Origin of the sequence: Streptomyces sp. NPDC014006 (assembly GCF_043088925.1) — a bacterium.
Lineage (GTDB): Bacteria > Actinomycetota > Actinomycetes > Streptomycetales > Streptomycetaceae > Streptomyces.
Genome location: NZ_JBICAJ010000002.1, coordinates 1,022,748 through 1,040,122 on the forward strand (window position 1 = coordinate 1,022,748; position 17,375 = coordinate 1,040,122).

The 17,375-nt window shown below is 71.7% G+C and carries 16 protein-coding genes; all 16 read left to right on the top strand.

All coding sequences use genetic code 11. From position 1 onward, the window contains the following. The first annotated feature begins 409 nt into the window (after positions 1-409). The 16 genes from ACF1GV_RS11135 to ispG all read left to right on the top strand — a co-directional run bounded on the left by ACF1GV_RS11135 (position 410) and on the right by ispG (position 17,372). Complete coding sequence (locus ACF1GV_RS11135; protein ID WP_391678881.1) at positions 410-2,248, top strand: DUF5941 domain-containing protein; 1,839 nt, start codon at positions 410-412, stop codon at positions 2,246-2,248. Further along, positions 2,245-2,997 (top strand): sugar phosphate nucleotidyltransferase, encoded by a 753-nt coding sequence (locus ACF1GV_RS11140; protein ID WP_391678880.1) that lies wholly within the window; start codon positions 2,245-2,247, stop codon positions 2,995-2,997. The genes ACF1GV_RS11135 and ACF1GV_RS11140 overlap by 4 nt, the downstream gene beginning before the upstream one ends. Beyond that, positions 2,985-4,046 carry an iron-containing alcohol dehydrogenase family protein gene (locus ACF1GV_RS11145; RefSeq protein WP_363264083.1) on the top strand — a complete coding sequence of 354 codons (1,062 nt, stop codon included), beginning with the start codon at positions 2,985-2,987 and terminating at the stop codon, positions 4,044-4,046. Before ACF1GV_RS11140 ends, ACF1GV_RS11145 begins: the two co-directional genes overlap by 13 nt. Then, on the top strand, positions 4,024-4,803 hold the full coding sequence (locus ACF1GV_RS11150; protein ID WP_391678878.1) for a CDP-alcohol phosphatidyltransferase family protein: 780 nt from the start codon (positions 4,024-4,026) through the stop codon (positions 4,801-4,803). The genes ACF1GV_RS11145 and ACF1GV_RS11150 overlap by 23 nt, the downstream gene beginning before the upstream one ends. Next, a complete protein-coding gene (locus ACF1GV_RS11155) occupies positions 4,800-5,684 on the top strand; it encodes a glycosyltransferase family 2 protein (protein ID WP_391678877.1) in 885 nt (294 codons plus the stop codon). The genes ACF1GV_RS11150 and ACF1GV_RS11155 overlap by 4 nt, the downstream gene beginning before the upstream one ends. 103 nt (positions 5,685-5,787) lie before the next feature. Then, positions 5,788-6,717, top strand: coding sequence for an ABC transporter permease (locus ACF1GV_RS11160; protein WP_363264080.1), 930 nt, complete (start codon positions 5,788-5,790; stop codon positions 6,715-6,717). After that, positions 6,710-7,498, top strand: a complete 789-nt coding sequence (locus ACF1GV_RS11165; RefSeq protein WP_363264079.1) for an ABC transporter ATP-binding protein — start codon at positions 6,710-6,712, stop codon at positions 7,496-7,498. Before ACF1GV_RS11160 ends, ACF1GV_RS11165 begins: the two co-directional genes overlap by 8 nt. A gap of 361 nt (positions 7,499-7,859) precedes the next feature. Continuing rightward, complete coding sequence (hpnC, locus tag ACF1GV_RS11170; protein ID WP_391678874.1) at positions 7,860-8,765, top strand: squalene synthase HpnC; 906 nt, start codon at positions 7,860-7,862, stop codon at positions 8,763-8,765. Continuing rightward, positions 8,762-9,712 carry a presqualene diphosphate synthase HpnD gene (gene hpnD / locus ACF1GV_RS11175; RefSeq protein WP_391678872.1) on the top strand — a complete coding sequence of 317 codons (951 nt, stop codon included), beginning with the start codon at positions 8,762-8,764 and terminating at the stop codon, positions 9,710-9,712. Before hpnC ends, hpnD begins: the two co-directional genes overlap by 4 nt. 23 nt (positions 9,713-9,735) lie before the next feature. Then, positions 9,736-9,840 carry a DUF6380 family protein gene (locus ACF1GV_RS11180; protein WP_391679660.1) on the top strand — a complete coding sequence of 35 codons (105 nt, stop codon included), beginning with the start codon at positions 9,736-9,738 and terminating at the stop codon, positions 9,838-9,840. Next, a complete protein-coding gene (gene hpnE, locus ACF1GV_RS11185; RefSeq protein ID WP_391678869.1) occupies positions 9,837-11,255 on the top strand; it encodes a hydroxysqualene dehydroxylase HpnE in 1,419 nt (472 codons plus the stop codon). The genes ACF1GV_RS11180 and hpnE overlap by 4 nt, the downstream gene beginning before the upstream one ends. A gap of 71 nt (positions 11,256-11,326) precedes the next feature. Further along, the gene (locus ACF1GV_RS11190; RefSeq protein WP_391679610.1) at positions 11,327-12,391 is read left to right on the top strand and encodes a polyprenyl synthetase family protein; all 1,065 of its coding nucleotides are present in this window, start codon (positions 11,327-11,329) and stop codon (positions 12,389-12,391) included. A 119-nt stretch (positions 12,392-12,510) separates the two neighbouring features. Beyond that, positions 12,511-14,535: a squalene--hopene cyclase gene (gene shc, locus ACF1GV_RS11195; protein ID WP_391678867.1), complete on the top strand. Its 2,025-nt coding sequence runs from the start codon at positions 12,511-12,513 to the stop codon at positions 14,533-14,535. Beyond that, positions 14,535-15,176 (top strand): 1-hydroxy-2-methyl-2-butenyl 4-diphosphate reductase, encoded by a 642-nt coding sequence (locus ACF1GV_RS11200; protein WP_391678865.1) that lies wholly within the window; start codon positions 14,535-14,537, stop codon positions 15,174-15,176. Before shc ends, ACF1GV_RS11200 begins: the two co-directional genes overlap by 1 nt. 5 nt (positions 15,177-15,181) lie before the next feature. Beyond that, entirely contained in the window at positions 15,182-16,204 is a 1,023-nt protein-coding gene (gene hpnH / locus ACF1GV_RS11205) for an adenosyl-hopene transferase HpnH (protein ID WP_391678863.1), read from the top strand. A 4-nt stretch (positions 16,205-16,208) separates the two neighbouring features. Next, positions 16,209-17,372 carry a flavodoxin-dependent (E)-4-hydroxy-3-methylbut-2-enyl-diphosphate synthase gene (gene ispG / locus ACF1GV_RS11210; protein ID WP_391678861.1) on the top strand — a complete coding sequence of 388 codons (1,164 nt, stop codon included), beginning with the start codon at positions 16,209-16,211 and terminating at the stop codon, positions 17,370-17,372. The last annotated feature ends 3 nt before the right edge of the window (positions 17,373-17,375 follow it).

The following is a 17,375-nucleotide window of genomic DNA, read 5'->3' on the forward strand; positions in this document are numbered from 1 at the left end:
AGACGAGGCCCCGGCCCCGGCCCAGGCCCCCGCCCAGGCGCCCGGCCTGGGCGCCCGGCCCGGGCTCCGGCCCGCTCACGGGCAGCTGCCACGCCGGTCTCCCGGGCAGCCGTCACGCAGGACAGGGACACAGCGCCCCCAGGAACCCCCCCCAGAGCGCCCGGCGGTATGTCCCCCGATGCGGCGTCTGTCGGGGGCGGTTTGTGGGGTGGGGGTGTGATCACCGATGATGACCGCGGCAAAGGGCGGTGCAGTCCGCGTCGAGCAGGTGTTTAACGGGCGGTGAACACGCGCTTCGCGGCATCCGATAGCCTCTGCCGACATGCCGCCCGCCTGGTGCAGCCAGCGGTGCCCCCCACCATGCACACGACCGGCGCCCGACGCGCCGGTGTCCAGGGAGTGAGTTCGGTTGTCGACCGCCATCCTCACCGGCCAGCCGGTCCCCGGAGCGTCGATCGAGGACGACCTGCGGGCGCTGGGCTTCGAGGTGCGACTCGCCTCCGACGCCGCCGACGCCGAGTCCCTGCTCGCCGCGGTCCCCGGTGATCAGCGCGTCGCCGTCGTCGACACCCGTTTCGTCGGCCACCTGCACGCCCTGCGCCTCGGCCTGACCGACCCCCGCTTCCCGCTCGCCGCGATCCCCGGTGCCGTCACCGCCCGGCCCGCCGGCCGCCAGGCCCTCACCCGGGCGATGGCCAGGGAGACCTCCGCGTCCGGTGACACCCAGGGCACCACTCACACCGCCGTCGCCGGCCTCGCCGACCGTGTCACCGCCGCCCTCGACGCCGAGGGCACCGACGTCCACCGTCCCGCGCTCGGCAGCCTCGTCGCGGCCGTACCGGACGACCCGCAGGCCCGTAACGAGGCCCGGCAGGCCGTCGCCGCCGTCGACGAGGAGGCCGTACGCCTGAAGTCGGCCGTGAAGGCCGGCGACGGCTTCTTCACGACCTTCTTCATCAGCCCGTACTCGCGCTACCTCGCCCGCTGGTGCGCCCGGCGCGGACTCACCCCGAACCAGGTCACCACCGCCTCCCTGTTCACCGCCCTGATCGCCGCCGGCTGCGCGGCCACCGGCACCCGCGGCGGCTTCGTCGCGGCCGCCGTCCTGCTCATCGCCTCGTTCGTGCTCGACTGCACCGACGGCCAGCTCGCCCGCTACTCCCTGCAGTACTCCACGCTCGGCGCCTGGCTGGACGCCACCTTCGACCGGGCCAAGGAGTACGCCTACTACGCCGGGCTCGCCCTCGGCGCGGCCCGCGGCGGCGACGACGTATGGGCGCTGGCGCTCGGGGCGATGATCCTGCAGACCGGCAGGCACATGGTCGACTTCGCCTTCCACGAGGCCACCGACGACGCGGCCCCCGCCACGGCCGGAGCCGGGCCGGCCGGGCCCGCCGCCCCCACCGACCGGCTCGACGGCGTCGGCTGGACGCTGTGGGTGCGCCGCATGATCATCCTGCCCATCGGCGAGCGGTGGGCCATGATCGCGGTCCTCACCGCCGCGACCACCCCGCGCATCACCTTCTACGCCCTGCTCATCGGCTGCGCCTTCGCCTCCGTGTACACCACGGCCGGCCGGGTGCTGCGGTCCCTGGCCCGCAGGAGCCGGCGCCGCACCGACCGCGCGGCGCGCTCGCTCGCGGACCTGGCCGACTCCGGGCCGCTCGCCCTCGGCCTCGCCCGTGTGCTGCCGGGGCGGCTGCCCGGCTTCGCCGTCCCCGCCGCGGCTCTGCTGGGCGGCGCGGCGGTCGTGGCCGTCTCGGCGCTGACCGGCTACGGCAGTGTGTGGCCCGCCCTGGCGGCCGCCGGCTACGTCCTGACCTCCGCGCTCGCCGTCGCCCGCCCGCTCACCGGCCCGCTCGACTGGCTCGTCCCGCCGCTGTTCCGAGCCGCCGAATACGTCACCGTGCTCGCGCTGGCCGCGAAAGCCGACGTGAACGGGGCACTTCCGGCGGCTTTCGGGCTGGTGGCGGCCGTCGCCTACCATCACTACGACACGGTGTACCGCATCCGCGGCGGCGCCGGCGCGCCCCCTGCCTGGCTGGTGCGCGTCACCGGGGGACAGGAAGGGCGGACGCTGCTCGTCGCCGTACTGGCCGCGCTGCTCACCGCCTCGCAGTTCAAGGTCGCGCTCACGGCTCTGGCCGTGATCATCGCCCTGCTGGTGCTCGTCGAGAGCATCCGCTTCTGGGTGTCCGCCCATCAGGGCGGCGCACCCGCCGTACACGACGAAGGAGAACCCGCATGATCGGCCTCGTGCTGGCGGCCGGCGCCGGACGGCGTCTTCGCCCCTACACCGACACCCTGCCCAAGGCGCTGGTGCCGGTCGGGCCCGAGGGCGCCGAGGACAGCCTCACCGTCCTGGACCTCACCCTCGGCAACTTCGCCGAGGTGGGGCTCACCGAGGTCGCGGTCATCGTCGGCTACCGCAAGGAGGCCGTGTACGAGCGCCGGGAGGCCCTGGAGGCCAAGTACGGCCTGAAGATCACCCTGATCGACAACGACAAGGCCGAGGAGTGGAACAACGCCTACTCCCTGTGGTGCGGCCGTGACGCCCTCAAGGACGGTGTGATCCTCGCCAACGGCGACACCGTGCACCCGGTCTCCGTCGAGAAGACCCTGCTCGCGGCCCGTGGCGACGGCAAGAAGATCATCCTCGCCCTGGACACCGTGAAGTCCCTCGCCGACGAGGAGATGAAGGTCGTCGTCGACCCCGCCAAGGGCGTCCAGAAGATCACCAAGCTGATGGACCCGGCCGAGGCGACCGGCGAGTACATCGGCGTCACTCTCATCGAGGGCGACGCGGCCGCCGAGCTGGCCGACGCGCTGAAGGCCACCTTCGAGCGTGACCCGCAGCTGTACTACGAGGACGGCTACCAGGAGCTCGTCAACCGAGGCTTCCAGATCGACGTGGCGCCGATCGGCGACGTCAAGTGGGTCGAGATCGACAACCACGACGACCTCGCCAAGGGGCGTGTGATCGCGTGCCAGTACTGACCCGGCTGATCCCCACCCCGGTCGTCGTGGACATCCGCCCGGGTGCCCTCGACGACCTGGCGGGCGTCCTCGCCGACGAGCGGATCTCGCACTCCGGGCGGCTCGCCGTCGCCGTCAGCAACGGCTCCGGCGCCCGGCTGCGCGAGCGCATCGCGCCCACCCTGCCCGGCGCCACCTGGTACGAGGTCGGCGGCGGCACCCTGGACGACGCGATCCGGCTGGCCGGCGACATGAAGGCGGGCCGCTACGACGCGGTCGTCGGCCTCGGCGGCGGCAAGATCATCGACTGCGCCAAGTTCGCCGCTGCACGCGTCGGCCTGCCGCTGGTCGCCGTGCCGACCAACCTCGCGCACGACGGCCTGTGCTCCCCGGTCGCCACCCTCGACAACGACGCCGGCCGCGGCTCCTACGGTGTGCCGAACCCGATCGCCGTCGTCATCGACCTGGACGTGATCCGCGACGCCCCGGCCCGCTTCGTGCGCTCCGGCATCGGCGACGCCATCTCCAACATCTCCGCCATCGCGGACTGGGAGCTGGCCAACCGGGTCAACGGGGAGAAGATCGACGGCCTGGCCGCGGCCATGGCCCGGCAGGCGGGCGAGGCGGTGCTGCGCCACCCCGGCGGCATCGGCGACAACGACTTCCTGCAGGTCCTCGCCGAGGCGCTGGTCCTCAGCGGCATCGCCATGTCCGTCTCGGGCGACTCGCGGCCGTCCTCCGGCGCCTGCCACGAGATCAACCACGCCTTCGACCTGCTCTACCCCAAGCGGGCCGCCAGCCACGGCGAGCAGTGCGGTCTCGGCGCGAGCTTCGCGATGTACCTGCGCGGCGCGCACGAGGCGTCGGCCCACATGGCCCAGGTGCTGCGCCGGCACGGGCTGCCGGTGCTGCCCGCCGAGATCGGCTTCACGACCGAGGAGTTCGTCAAGGTCGTGGAGTTCGCCCCGGAGACCCGGCCCGGCCGCTACACGATCCTCGAACACCTCGACCTCACGACCGAACAGATCAAGGACGTCTACGCCGACTATGTCAAGGCCATCGGTAGCTGAACTCCGCCCGGTCGTGCACCCCGCCGGGGTCAAGGACCGGCGCAGCGGTGAGCACTGGGCGGGCCGCCTCTACATGCGTGAGGTGTCCCTGCGGATCGACCGCTACCTGGTGACCACCAGGGTCACCCCCAACCAGCTCACCTACCTGATGACCGTCTGCGGCGTGCTCGCGGCCCCGGCGCTGCTGGTGCCCGGGATCCCCGGCGCGGTCCTCGGCGTGGTGGCGGTCCAGCTGTACCTGCTGCTGGACTGCGTCGACGGCGAGATCGCCCGCTGGAAGCAGCAGTACTCCCTCGGCGGGGTCTACCTGGACCGGGTCGGCGCCTACCTCACCGACGCCGCCGTGCTGGTCGGCCTCGGGCTGCGCGCCGCCGACCTGTTCGGCAGCGGCCGTATCGACTGGCTGTGGGCGTTCCTCGGCACCCTCGCCGCGCTCGGCGCGATCCTGATCAAGGCCGAGACCGACCTGGTCGGCGTCGCCCGCCATCAGGCAGGGCTGCCGCCGGTCAAGGAGGCGGCGTCCGAGCCGCGCTCCTCCGGGATGGCGCTGGCCCGCAAGGCCGCCGCGGCGCTGAAGTTCCACCGGTTGATCCTCGGCATCGAGGCGTCCCTGCTGATCCTGGTGCTGGCGATCGTCGACCAGGCCCGCGGTGACCTGTTCTTCACCCGCCTCGGCACCGCCGTGCTCGCCGGGATCGCGCTGCTGCAGACCGTGCTGCACCTGGTGTCCGTCCTCGCCTCCAGCAGGTTGAAATGAGCGCCTCACCGAAGGTCGGCGCGGTCGTCATCACCATGGGCAACCGCCCCGACGAGCTGCGCGCGCTGCTCGACTCGGTCGCCAAGCAGGACGGTGACCGGGTCGAGGTGGTCGTCGTCGGCAACGGCTCGCCGGTACCGGACGTCCCCGCGGGCGTGCGCACCATCGAGCTGCCGGAGAACCTCGGCATCCCCGGCGGGCGCAACGTCGGCATCGAGGCGTTCGGGCCCGGCGGCCGGGACGTCGACATCCTGCTCTTCCTCGACGACGACGGTCTGCTCGCCCGCGCCGACACCGCCGAGCTGTGCCGCCAGGCGTTCGCCGACGACGAGAAGCTCGGCATCATCAGCTTCCGCATCGCCGACCCGGACACCGGCGTCACCCAGCGCCGCCACGTGCCGCGGCTGCGCGCCTCGGACCCGATGCGCTCCTCGCGGGTCACCACCTTCCTGGGCGGCGCCAACGCCGTCCGTACGCGGGTCTTCGCCGAGGTCGGCGTGTTGCCGGACGCGTTCTTCTACGCCCATGAGGAGACCGACCTGGCCTGGCGGGCCCTGGACGCGGGCTGGATGATCGACTACCGGTCCGACATGGTGCTGTACCACCCGACGACCGCACCCTCGCGGCATGCGGTCTACCACCGCATGGTCGCCCGCAACCGCGTCTGGCTGGCCCGCCGCAACCTGCCCGCCGCCCTCGTCCCGGTCTATCTCGGGGTGTGGCTGCTGCTCACGCTGGCCCGCCGTCCCTCCCGGTCCGCGCTGAAGGCCTGGTTCGGCGGCTTCCGCGAGGGCTGGGCCACCGCGTGCGGTCCCCGCCGCCCCATGCGGTGGCGTACCGTGTGGCGGCTGACCCGGCTGGGCCGGCCCCCCATCATCTGAGAAGCTCGTTCCCGACGGCACGCCGACGGGCCCGACCCCTGGCCCCCGGCGCGTGCCCAGCCCGCACAGGCTGCGCATCGAAACGAAGACGAAAGTTTCCACTGTGAGTGAGACAACGCACGATGGCGGAGTCGCGGTGAGCGCGGCCCCGTCGCCCGACGAGGGCCTCACGGCGGCGCAGCTCGCCGCCCGGCACGGGCTGGCCGTGAGCGGCGCCCGTCCTTCGCTGCCGAGTTACGTCCGTCAGCTGTGGGGTCGGCGCCACTTCATCATGGCCTTCTCCTCGGCGAAGCTGACCGCCCAGTACAGCCAGGCCAAGCTGGGCCAGCTGTGGCAGGTGGCCACGCCGCTGCTGAACGCGGCCGTGTACTACATGATCTTCGGGCTCATCCTGAAGGCCAACAGGGGCATGGAGCGCGAGGTGTACGTGCCGTTCCTGGTCACGGGCATCTTCGTCTTCACCTTCACGCAGAACTCGGTGATGGCCGGCGTCCGCGCGATCTCCGGGAACCTCGGCCTGGTGCGGGCGCTGCACTTCCCGCGCGCCTCGCTGCCGATCTCGTTCTCGCTGCAGCAGCTCCAGCAGCTGCTCTTCTCGATGATCGTGCTGTTCGTCTTCGCGATCGGGTTCGGCAGCTACCCGGACATGTCCTGGCTGCTGATCATTCCCATACTCCTGCTGCAGTTCTGCTTCAACACCGGGCTGTCGCTGATCATGGCGCGGGCCGGCGCCAAGACCCCGGACCTCGCGCAGCTCATGCCATTCATCATGCGCACCTGGATGTATGCGTCGGGCGTGATGTTCTCCATCCCGGTCATGCTGGCCGACAAGCCGGCGTGGATCGCCACGGTGCTCCAGTGGAACCCGACCGCGATCTACATGGACCTGATGCGCTTCGCGCTCATCGACGGCTACGGCGCGGGCAACCTGCCCGACCACGTCTGGGCGGCGGCCGGCGGCTGGGCCCTGCTGTTCGCGGTGGGCGGCTTCGTGTACTTCTGGAAGGCGGAGGAGAGGTACGGCCGTGGCTGAGCAACAGGGCACCGAACGCGTCCCGACGGTGATCGCGGACGGCGTGCACATCGTCTACCGCGTCAATGGCGCCAAGGGCGGCAAGGGCAGCGCGACCGCCGCCCTCAGCCGCATACTCAAACGGCGCTCCGGCGAGGAGGAGCGGGGTGTGCGCAAGGTGCACGCCGTGCGCGGCGTGTCGTTCGTCGCCTACAAGGGCGAGGCCATCGGCCTGATCGGCTCCAACGGCTCCGGCAAGTCGACCCTGCTGCGCGCCATCGCCGGGCTGCTGCCCTGCGAGCGGGGCCGGGTCTACACCGATGGCCAGCCCTCGCTGCTGGGTGTGAACGCGGCGCTGATGAACGACCTGACCGGCGAGCGCAACGTCATCCTCGGCGGCCTGGCCATGGGCATGTCCCGCGAGGAGATCAAGGCCCGCTACCAGGACATCGTCGACTTCTCCGGCATCAACGAGAAGGGCGACTTCATCACCCTGCCGATGCGCACGTACTCCTCCGGCATGGCCGCGCGTCTGCGGTTCTCCATCGCGGCCGCCAAGGACCACGACGTGCTGATGATCGACGAGGCGCTGGCCACCGGTGACGCGAAGTTCCAGAAGCGCTCCGAGGCGCGCATCCGGGAGCTGCGCAAGGAGGCCGGCACGGTGTTTCTGGTCAGTCACAGCAACAAGTCCATCCGCGACACATGCGACCGGGTGCTGTGGCTGGAACGCGGCGAGCTGCGCATGGACGGGCCCACCGAAGAGGTCCTCAAGGAGTACGAGAAGTTCACGGGCAAGTGACCCGCTGAGCGCAGGGCCCCGCCGGACCGGCTCCGGCGGGGCCCTCTCTTGTGCAAAGGAAGCGTCAACTCCGGCTGCTCCAAGGAATCTTGGCTTCAATCGGTGTGTTCTTGTGATGCGCAGGAAACCCCGGAGATCCTTGCGGCGTTGTACAACGTAAACTGGAGCGGTCCTCAAAGGCGGCAAGTGGGGAGATAGTGCGCGACACCCTCCGCCGGGGACGCCGCGCGGGGGCTCGGGCGGCGTGTCCGAAATAGTGTGTATCGGGTCCGCGGTGTAGAACGGGAGATGTGACGGCAATGGCTACGGAAACTCCCCAGCTGGGCGCAGCATGTGCCGTCCCCGCCCCGGGCAGCCGGCGGTGACGGACACGGCGACGACGCGACCCCGTACGGATCCGGAGCGCGGCACCCTCGCCAAGGCCGCGGACGAGAACTTCCCCGTGGCCCCCTTCTTCCTGCCCCGCGCCTGGCGCGACGACCTCATGGCCGTCTACGGCTTCGCCCGGCTGGTCGACGACATCGGTGACGGCGACCTCGCCCCCGGCGGCGCCGACGCGGAGCTGCTCGGCGTGCCGGAGAGCGACGCCGAGGACCGTCTCGTCCTGCTGGACGCCTTCGAGGCCGATCTGCGGCGCGTCTTCGACGGTGCCCCCCGCCATCCGCTGCTGCGCCGGCTCCAGCGCACGGTCCGCCGCCGCGCGCTGACCCCCGAGCCCTTCCTCGGGCTGATCGCGGCCAACCGTCAGGACCAGCTCGTCTCGCGCTACGAGACCTACGACGACCTCCTCGCGTACTGCGAACTGTCCGCCAATCCCGTGGGCCGCCTCGTGCTCGCCGTCACCGGCACCGCCACCCCCGAGCGGATCCGCCGCTCCGACCAGATCTGCACCGCCCTGCAGATCGTCGAGCACCTCCAGGACGTGGCCGAGGACCTCGGCCGTGACCGCATCTATCTGCCCGCCGCGGACATGAAACGCTTTCATATCCGGGAGGCGGATCTCGCCGCGGCGAGCGCGGGCGCTTCGGTGCGCGCGCTGGTCGCGTTCGAAGCGCAACGCGCCCGCCGGCTGCTGGATGAAGGCGCACCGCTGGTGGGCAGCGTCCAGGGCAGGCTGAAACTGCTGCTCGCGGGGTTCGTTGCGGGGGGAAGGGCGGCGATCGACGCGATCGCCGCCGCTGAATACGACGTACTTCCCGGCCCTCCCCAGCACGGCAAGGTCCAGTTGCTGCGCGAGGTGGGCCTGACCCTGCGAGGAGAGGGGTGATCCGGACCGTGGAGCCTGAGTCACACGTGTCCGCACCGGTACTCGCCGCCTACCGCTACTGCGAGGCCGTGACCGGACAGCAGGCCCGTAACTTCGCCTACGGCATCCGGCTGCTGCCCACGCCCAAGCGGCGCGCGATGTCGGCGCTGTACGCGTTCTCGCGTCGCGTCGACGACATCGGCGACGGCGCGCTCGGTAACGATGTCAAGGTGGCCCGGCTCGAGGACACCCGGGCGGTGCTGGCCCGCATCCGCGCCGGCGAGGTCGCCGACGACGACACCGACCCGGTCGCGGTCGCCCTCACCCACGCCGCCGCGCACTTCCCCGTCCCGCTGGGCGGCCTGGACGAGCTCATCGACGGCGTCCTGATGGACGTACGCGGCGAGACCTACGAGACCTGGGACGATCTGAAGGTCTACTGCCGCTGCGTGGCGGGCGCCATCGGCCGCCTCTCCCTCGGCGTGTTCGGTACGGAACCGGGAGCGCGCGGCGCCGAACGCGCGCCGGAGTACGCCGACACGCTCGGGCTCGCGCTGCAGCTCACCAACATCCTCAGGGACGTCCGCGAGGACGCCGAGGGCGGCCGCACCTACCTGCCCGCCGACGACCTGGCCAAATTCGGCTGCTCCGCCGGTTTCCGGGGGCCGACCCCACCGGAGGGCTCCGACTTCGCGGGCCTCGTGCACTTCGAAGTGCGACGGGCCCGCGCCCTTTTCGCCGAGGGCTACCGGCTGCTGCCGATGCTCGACCGGCGCAGCGGCGCCTGCGTGGCCGCGATGGCCGGCATCTACCGCCGGCTGCTGGACCGCATCGAACGCGAACCCGAGGCCGTCCTGCGCGGCCGCGTCTCGCTGCCCGGACACGAGAAGGCCTACGTCGCCGTGCGCGGCCTGTCCGGACTGGACGCCCGGCACATCTCCCGGCAGACCGTCAGGAGGCGCGCCTGATGGACCTCACCCCGGACGGTGGCATGCGGCAGGCAACCCTTCCCCGCGTGGCGGCGTCCCTGACGGCGACGGCCTCCCGTGCGGCCCTCGGGCAGCACGGCACGGCCGCGGGGGAGGGGACGCGATGAGCGACGGGACGCGGGCGGACTCGCCCGGGCCGGCCGGCTCCGGGCGGCACGCCGTCGTGGTCGGCGGCGGGCTCGCCGGCATCACCGCGGCGCTCGCGCTCGCCGACGCGGGCCTCGGCGTCACCCTGCTGGAGGGCCGGCCCAGACTCGGCGGCCTGGCCTTCTCCTTCCAGCGCGGTGACCTCACCGTCGACAACGGCCAGCATGTCTATCTGCGCTGCTGCACCGCCTACCGCTGGTTCCTGGAGCGCATCGACGGCGCCGCGCTCGCCCCGCTGCAGGACCGCCTCGACGTACCCGTGGTCGACCTCGACAGGCCCGCGGGGCGGCGGCTCGGCCGGCTGCGGCGCGACGCCCTGCCCGTACCGCTCCACCTGGGGCGCAGCCTCGCCACCTACCCGCACCTCTCGCTCGCCGAGCGGGCCAGGGTCGGGCGGGCCGCGCTCGCGCTCAAGGGACTCGACCTCGCCGACCCGGCCCTGGACACACAGGACTTCGGCAGCTGGCTGGCCGCGCACGGCCAGTCGGCGCGCGCCGTCGAGGCGCTGTGGGACCTGGTCGGGGTCGCCACTCTCAACGCGGTCGCCTCCGACGCCTCCCTCGCTCTCGCCGCGATGGTGTTCAAGACCGGTCTGCTGTCCGACCCGGGCGCGGCCGACATCGGCTGGGCGCGCGTTCCCCTGGGCGAGCTGCACGACCGGCTGGCCCGCAAGGCGCTCGACTCCGCGGGCGTGCGCACCGAAGTCCGTACACGCGTCACCTCCGTCAGTGAAGACGGAAACGGACGCCTGCGTGTTCAGATTCCCGGCGAGACGCTCACCGCGGACGCCGTCGTCCTCGCCGTACCGCAGCGCGAGACCCACGACCTGCTGCCGCCCGGCGCGCTCGACGCGCCCGGGGACCTGCTGCGGATCGGGACCGCGCCGATCCTCAACGTCCATGTCGTCTACGACCGCAAGGTGCTCGACGCACCCTTCCTCACCGCGCTGGGCTCCCCGGTGCAGTGGGTCTTCGACCGCACGGACGCCTCCGGGCTGCGCTCGGGCCAGTACCTGGCGCTGTCCCAGTCCGCCGTGCACGACGAGATCGACCTGCCCGTCGCCGAGCTGCGCGCACGCTATCTGCCCGAGCTTCAGCGGCTGCTGCCCGGCACGCGTGGTGCCGAGGTGCAGGACTTCTTCGTGACCCGGGAGCGCACCGCCACGTTCGCTCCCACCCCCGGCGTCGGGCGGCTGCGGCCCGGCGCCCGCACCAGAACCCCCGGCCTGTACCTGGCCGGAGCGTGGACCGCCACCGGGTGGCCCGCGACCATGGAGAGTGCGGTCCGCAGCGGTGTGAGCGCGGCCGAGGCCGCGCTCGGCGCCCTGGGCCGGCCCCGCCCCAGCCGTCTCTTCCCCCTCGAGGAGGCGGCGTGATGCTCGGTGAGCGCGGCGAGGCAGGTCCCCGCACCCCCGGTACCGCAACAAGAGGAGTAACTGTGCCCCCTGTGCCCCCGGCCTCGACGGCCGCTCGTGCCACCGAGGTGGACGTGGCCGCGCTGTTGGAGCGCGGCCGGACACTGGCCACGCCGGTACTGCGGGCGGCCGTCGACCGCCTGGCCCCTCCCATGGACACCGTCGCCGCCTACCACTTCGGCTGGATCGACGCCGCGGGCAACCCGTCCTCCGGCGACGGCGGCAAGGCGGTACGCCCCGCCCTGGCGGTGCTGTCCGCCGAGGTGACGGGGGCGGCACCCGAGGCGGGCGTCCCGGGCGCGGTCGCGGTCGAGCTCGTCCACAACTTCTCGCTGCTGCACGACGACCTCATGGACGGCGACGAACAGCGCCGCCACCGCGACACCGTGTGGAAGGTGCACGGCCCCGCCCAGGCCATTCTGGTCGGTGACGCCCTGTTCGCGCTGGCCAACGAGGTCCTGCTGGAGCTCGGCACCACCGACGCCGGGCGCGCCACGCGCCGGCTGACCACCGCCACCCGGGCCCTGATCGACGGTCAGGCGCAGGACATCTCCTACGAGCACCGCGATCGCGTCAGCGTCGAGGAGTGCCTGGAGATGGAGGGCAACAAGACCGGCGCCCTGCTCGCCTGCGCCAGCTCCATCGGTGCCGTCCTCGGCGGCGCCGACGACCGTACCGCGGACATGCTGGAGAAGTACGGCTACCACCTCGGCCTGGCCTTCCAGGCCGTCGACGACCTCCTCGGCATCTGGGGCGACCCGGACGCCACCGGCAAGCAGACCTGGAGCGATCTGCGCCAGCGCAAGAAGTCCCTGCCGGTCGTGGCCGCGCTCGCGGCGGGCGGCGCCGCCTCCGAGCAGCTCGGCGACCTGCTGGCCGCCGACGCCAAGGCGAGCGACTTCGCGAACTTCTCCGAGGAGGAGTTCGCGGCCCGCGCCCGCCTCATCGAGGAGGCCGGCGGCCGGGACTGGACCGCCGAGGAGGCGCGCCGCCAGCACACCATCGCCATCGAAGCCCTCGACGCCGTCGACATGCCCGACCGGGTGCGGGAGCAGTTCACGGCGCTCGCCGACTTCGTCGTCGTACGAAAGAGATGATCACTATCGAGCGAACATCCACCCTCGCGTAGTCGCCGGCCGGCAGCTCCGCCACGAGAGCACCGGCCGACGGCGGACCCACAGCAGCACGACGCGCACGACTGCACGAAGGGGAAGCCATGACAGCGACGACCGACGGAAGCACCGGGGCGACCTTGCCGCCCCGCGCTGCCGCGGCCAGCGAAACCGACACCCACACCCCCGGGGCGGCCGGGGTGCACGAAGCCGCCATCCGCGCCGTGCAGCGCGCCACCCACTACCTGCTCTCCACGCAGGATGCCGAGGGCTGGTGGAAGGGCGACCTCGAGACGAACGTCACGATGGACGCCGAGGACCTGCTGCTGCGCCAGTTCCTGGGCATCCGCGACGAGGCGACCACCCGCGCCGCCGCCCTGTTCATCCGCGGCGAGCAGCGTGAGGACGGCACCTGGGCCACCTTCTACGGCGGCCCCGGCGACCTGTCCGCCACCGTCGAGGCCTACGTCGCCCTGCGGCTGGCCGGGGACGCGGTCGACGCCCCGCACATGGCGAAGGCCTCCGCCTGGGTCCGCGAGCAGGGCGGAATCGCAGCGGCCCGCGTCTTCACCCGGATCTGGCTGGCCCTGTTCGGCTGGTGGAAGTGGGAGGACCTGCCCGAACTCCCGCCGGAACTGATCTGGTTCCCGCACTGGGTCCCGCTGAACATCTACGACTTCGGGTGCTGGGCCCGGCAGACGATCGTGCCGCTGACCGTCGTCTCCGCCAAGCGCCCGGTGCGCCCCGCGCCCTTCCCGCTGGACGAGCTGCACACCGACCCCGCGAACCCCAGCCCGGCCAAGGCGCTCGCGCCCGTGGCCAGTTGGGACGGCGCCTTCCAGCGCCTGGACAAGGGTCTGCACGTCCTGCGCAAGGTGGTGCCCAAGCGGCTGCGCAAGGCCGCGATGGACACCGCCGCCCGCTGGATCATCGAGCGCCAGGAGAACGACGGCTGCTGGGGCGGCATCCAGCCCCCGGCCGTGTACTCGGTCATCGCGCTGCACCTGCTCGGCTACGACCTCCAGCACCCCGTGATGCGCGCGGGACTCGAGTCGCTGGACCGTTTCGCCGTGTGGCGCGAGGACGGCGCCCGGATGATCGAGGCGTGTCAGTCACCGGTGTGGGACACCTGTCTTGCGACCATCGCGCTCGCCGACGCCGGCGTGCCCGCCGACCACCCGCAGCTGGTCAAGGCCGCCGACTGGATGCTGGGCGAGCAGATCGTGCGCCCCGGCGACTGGTCGGTGAAGCGGCCCGGACTGCCGCCCGGCGGCTGGGCGTTCGAGTTCCACAACGACAACTACCCCGACATCGACGACACCGCCGAGGTCGTCCTCGCGCTGCGCCGGGTCGTGCACCACGATCCCGAGCGCGTCGAGAAGGCCATCTCCCGCGGCGTGCGCTGGAACCTCGGCATGCAGTCGAAGAACGGCGCGTGGGGCGCCTTCGACGCCGACAACACCAGCCCCTTCCCCAACCGGCTGCCGTTCTGCGACTTCGGCGAGGTCATCGACCCGCCGTCGGCCGACGTCACCGCGCACGTCGTGGAGATGCTCGCCGTCGAGGGGCTCGCCCACGACCCGCGCACCCGGCGCGGCATCGCGTGGCTGCTGGCCGAACAGGAGGCGAACGGCTCGTGGTTCGGCCGCTGGGGCGTCAACTACGTCTACGGCACCGGCTCCGTCGTCCCCGCGCTGACCGCCGCCGGCCTGCCCGGCTCGCACCCCGCGATCCGGCGTGCCGTGGCGTGGCTGGAATCCGTGCAGAACGACGACGGCGGCTGGGGCGAGGACCTGCGCTCCTACAAGTACACCAAGGAGTGGAGCGGCAAGGGCCCCTCCACCGCCTCCCAGACGGCGTGGGCGCTGATGGCGCTGCTCGCGGCGGGGGAGAGGGACTCCAAGGCGGTCGAGCGCGGCATCGCATGGCTGGCCGCGACCCAGCGCGAGGACGGCTCCTGGGACGAGCCCTACTTCACCGGCACCGGCTTCCCCTGGGACTTCTCCATCAACTACCACCTGTACCGGCAGGTGTTCCCGCTCACCGCGCTCGGCCGGTACGTCCACGGCGACCCCTTCGCCGACCGGCTCCCGGCACACCGGGCCCACGCCGAGGCCAAGGGGGCCTGATGAGCACCCAGCCCGCCCTGGCCCCGCTGCTGATCGCCTGCGCGCTCGGCATCGAGCACCTCGCCCTGCGCGCCGGCGACAAGAGCGGGGCGGGCGGGCCGGTAACCGTGCTGCGCACCGGCATGGGGCCCAGGGCGGCCGAGCGCGCGGTCGAGCGGGCCCTGGCCACCCCGGCGCTGGCCGACGCCGCCGTCGTCGCCACCGGCTTCTGCGCGGGGCTCGCCCCCGGGATGCACCCCGGCGACCTGGTCGTGGCCGAGGAGACCAGGGACCAGCGCTCGACGGTCGCCTGCGTCGGCACCGAACTGCTCGTGAAGGAGCTCTCCCGCACCCTTCCCGGGCGCACCGTGCACACCGGTCCGCTCACCGGCTCCGACCACGTCGTACACGGCGCCGAACGGTCCGCGCTGGCCGCCGGTGGCGCGATCGCCGTGGACATGGAGTCGGCGGCCACGCTCTTCAGCGCCGTCCGGGCCGGCGTACGCCCGGTTGCGGCCGTCCGGGTGGTCGTGGACGCTCCAGAACATGAACTCGTCCGGATCGGCACGATACGCGGTGGAATATCAGCTTTCCGTGTTCTTCGGTCTGTATTGCCTATTTTTTTCGAATGGCACCGTAATGTGCTGCTCCCCCGGAGGTGAGCCAGATGGCCATGCCGCTGCGCCAGTCCATCAAGGTCGCTACATACCTGGCCGAACAGAAGCTGCGCAAGCGGGACAAGTTCCCGCTGATCGTGGAGCTCGAGCCGCTCTTCGCGTGCAACCTCAAATGTGAGGGCTGCGGCAAGATCCAGCACCCGGCGGGCGTGCTCAAGCAGCGCATGCCGGTCGCGCAGGCCGTGGGCGCCGTACTGGAGTCGGGTGCGCCGATGGTGTCCATCGCGGGCGGCGAGCCCCTGATGCATCCGCAGATCGACGAGATCGTGCGCCAGTTGGTGGCCAAGCGGAAATACGTCTTCCTGTGCACGAACGCCATGCTCCTGCGCAAGAAGATCGACAAGTTCACGCCCTCCCCGTACTTCGCCTTCGCCGTGCACATCGACGGGCTGCGCGAGCGGCACGACGAGTCCGTGGCGAAGGAGGGCGTGTTCGACGAGGCGGTGGAGGCCATCAAGGAGGCCAAGCGGCGCGGCTTCCGGGTCACCACCAACTCCACCTTCTTCAACACCGACACCCCGCAGACCATCATCGAGGTGCTCAACTTCCTCAACGACGACCTGAAGGTCGACGAGATGATGATCTCGCCCGCCTACGCCTACGAGAAGGCCCCCGACCAGGAGCACTTCCTCGGCGTCGAGCAGACCCGCGAGCTGTTCAAGAAGGCCTTCGCGGGCGGCAACCGCAAGAAGTGGCGGCTCAACCACTCCCCGCTGTTCCTCGACTTCCTCGAGGGCAAGGTCGACTTCCCGTGCACCGCCTGGGCGATCCCCAACTACTCGCTCTTCGGCTGGCAGCGCCCCTGCTACCTGATGAGCGACGGCTACGTGCCGACCTACCGCGAGCTGATCGAGGAGACCGACTGGGACAAGTACGGCCGCGGCAAGGACCCGCGCTGCGCCAACTGCATGGCGCACTGCGGCTACGAGCCCACCGCCGTGCTGGCCACGATGGGATCGCTCAAGGAGTCCCTGCGCGCCATGCGCGAGACCGTCTCAGGGAACCGGGAGTGAGGCGATGACCGCCGTGTCCCTCCCCGTCCCCGAGGTACCGGCCCGGCCGGTCGCCGCGCGACGCGTGTCGCGGCAGATCCAGGTCGGGCCGGTGCCGGTCGGGGGCGGGGCCCCGGTGTCGGTGCAGTCGATGACGACGACCCGCACGTCCGACATCGGCGCCACGCTCCAGCAGATCGCCGAGCTGACCGCCTCCGGCTGCCAGATCGTGCGGGTGGCCTGCCCGACGCAGGACGACGCCGACGCGCTCGCCACGATCGCCCGCAAGTCGCAGCTCCCGGTCATCGCCGACATCCACTTCCAGCCGAAGTACGTCTTCGCCGCGATCGAGGCCGGCTGCGCCGCGGTCCGCGTCAACCCCGGCAACATCAAGCAGTTCGACGACAAGGTCAGGGAGATCGCCAAGGCCGCCAAGGACCACGGCACCCCGATCCGCATCGGCGTCAACGCCGGCTCCCTGGACCGGCGCCTGCTCCAGAAGTACGGCAAGGCGACCCCCGAGGCCCTGGTGGAGTCGGCCCTGTGGGAGGCGTCCCTCTTCGAGGAGCACGACTTCCGCGACATCAAGATCTCCGTCAAGCACAACGACCCGGTCGTGATGATCGAGGCCTACCGCCAGCTCGCCGAGCAGTGCGACTACCCGCTCCACCTGGGCGTGACGGAGGCCGGTCCGGCGTTCCAGGGCACGATCAAGTCGGCGGTCGCCTTCGGCGCGCTGCTCTCGCAGGGCATCGGCGACACCATCCGGGTGTCGCTGTCCGCGCCGCCCGCCGAGGAGGTCAAGGTCGGCATCCAGATCCTGCAGTCCCTGGGCCTGAAGGAGCGCCGGCTGGAGATCGTCTCGTGTCCGTCCTGCGGCCGTGCCCAGGTCGACGTCTACAAGCTGGCCGACGAGGTCACGGCCGGCCTGGAGGGCATGGAAGTCCCCCTGCGGGTGGCCGTGATGGGGTGCGTGGTCAACGGCCCCGGCGAGGCACGGGAGGCGGACCTGGGCGTCGCCTCCGGAAACGGCAAGGGGCAGATCTTCGTCAAGGGCGAGGTCGTCAGGACCGTACCCGAGTCGAAGATCGTCGAGACCCTGATCGAGGAGGCGATGAAGATCGCCGAGCAGATGGAGCGGGAGGGCTCCGGACCGGCCAACGGGAGACCGGCAGTGACGGTGAGTTGACAT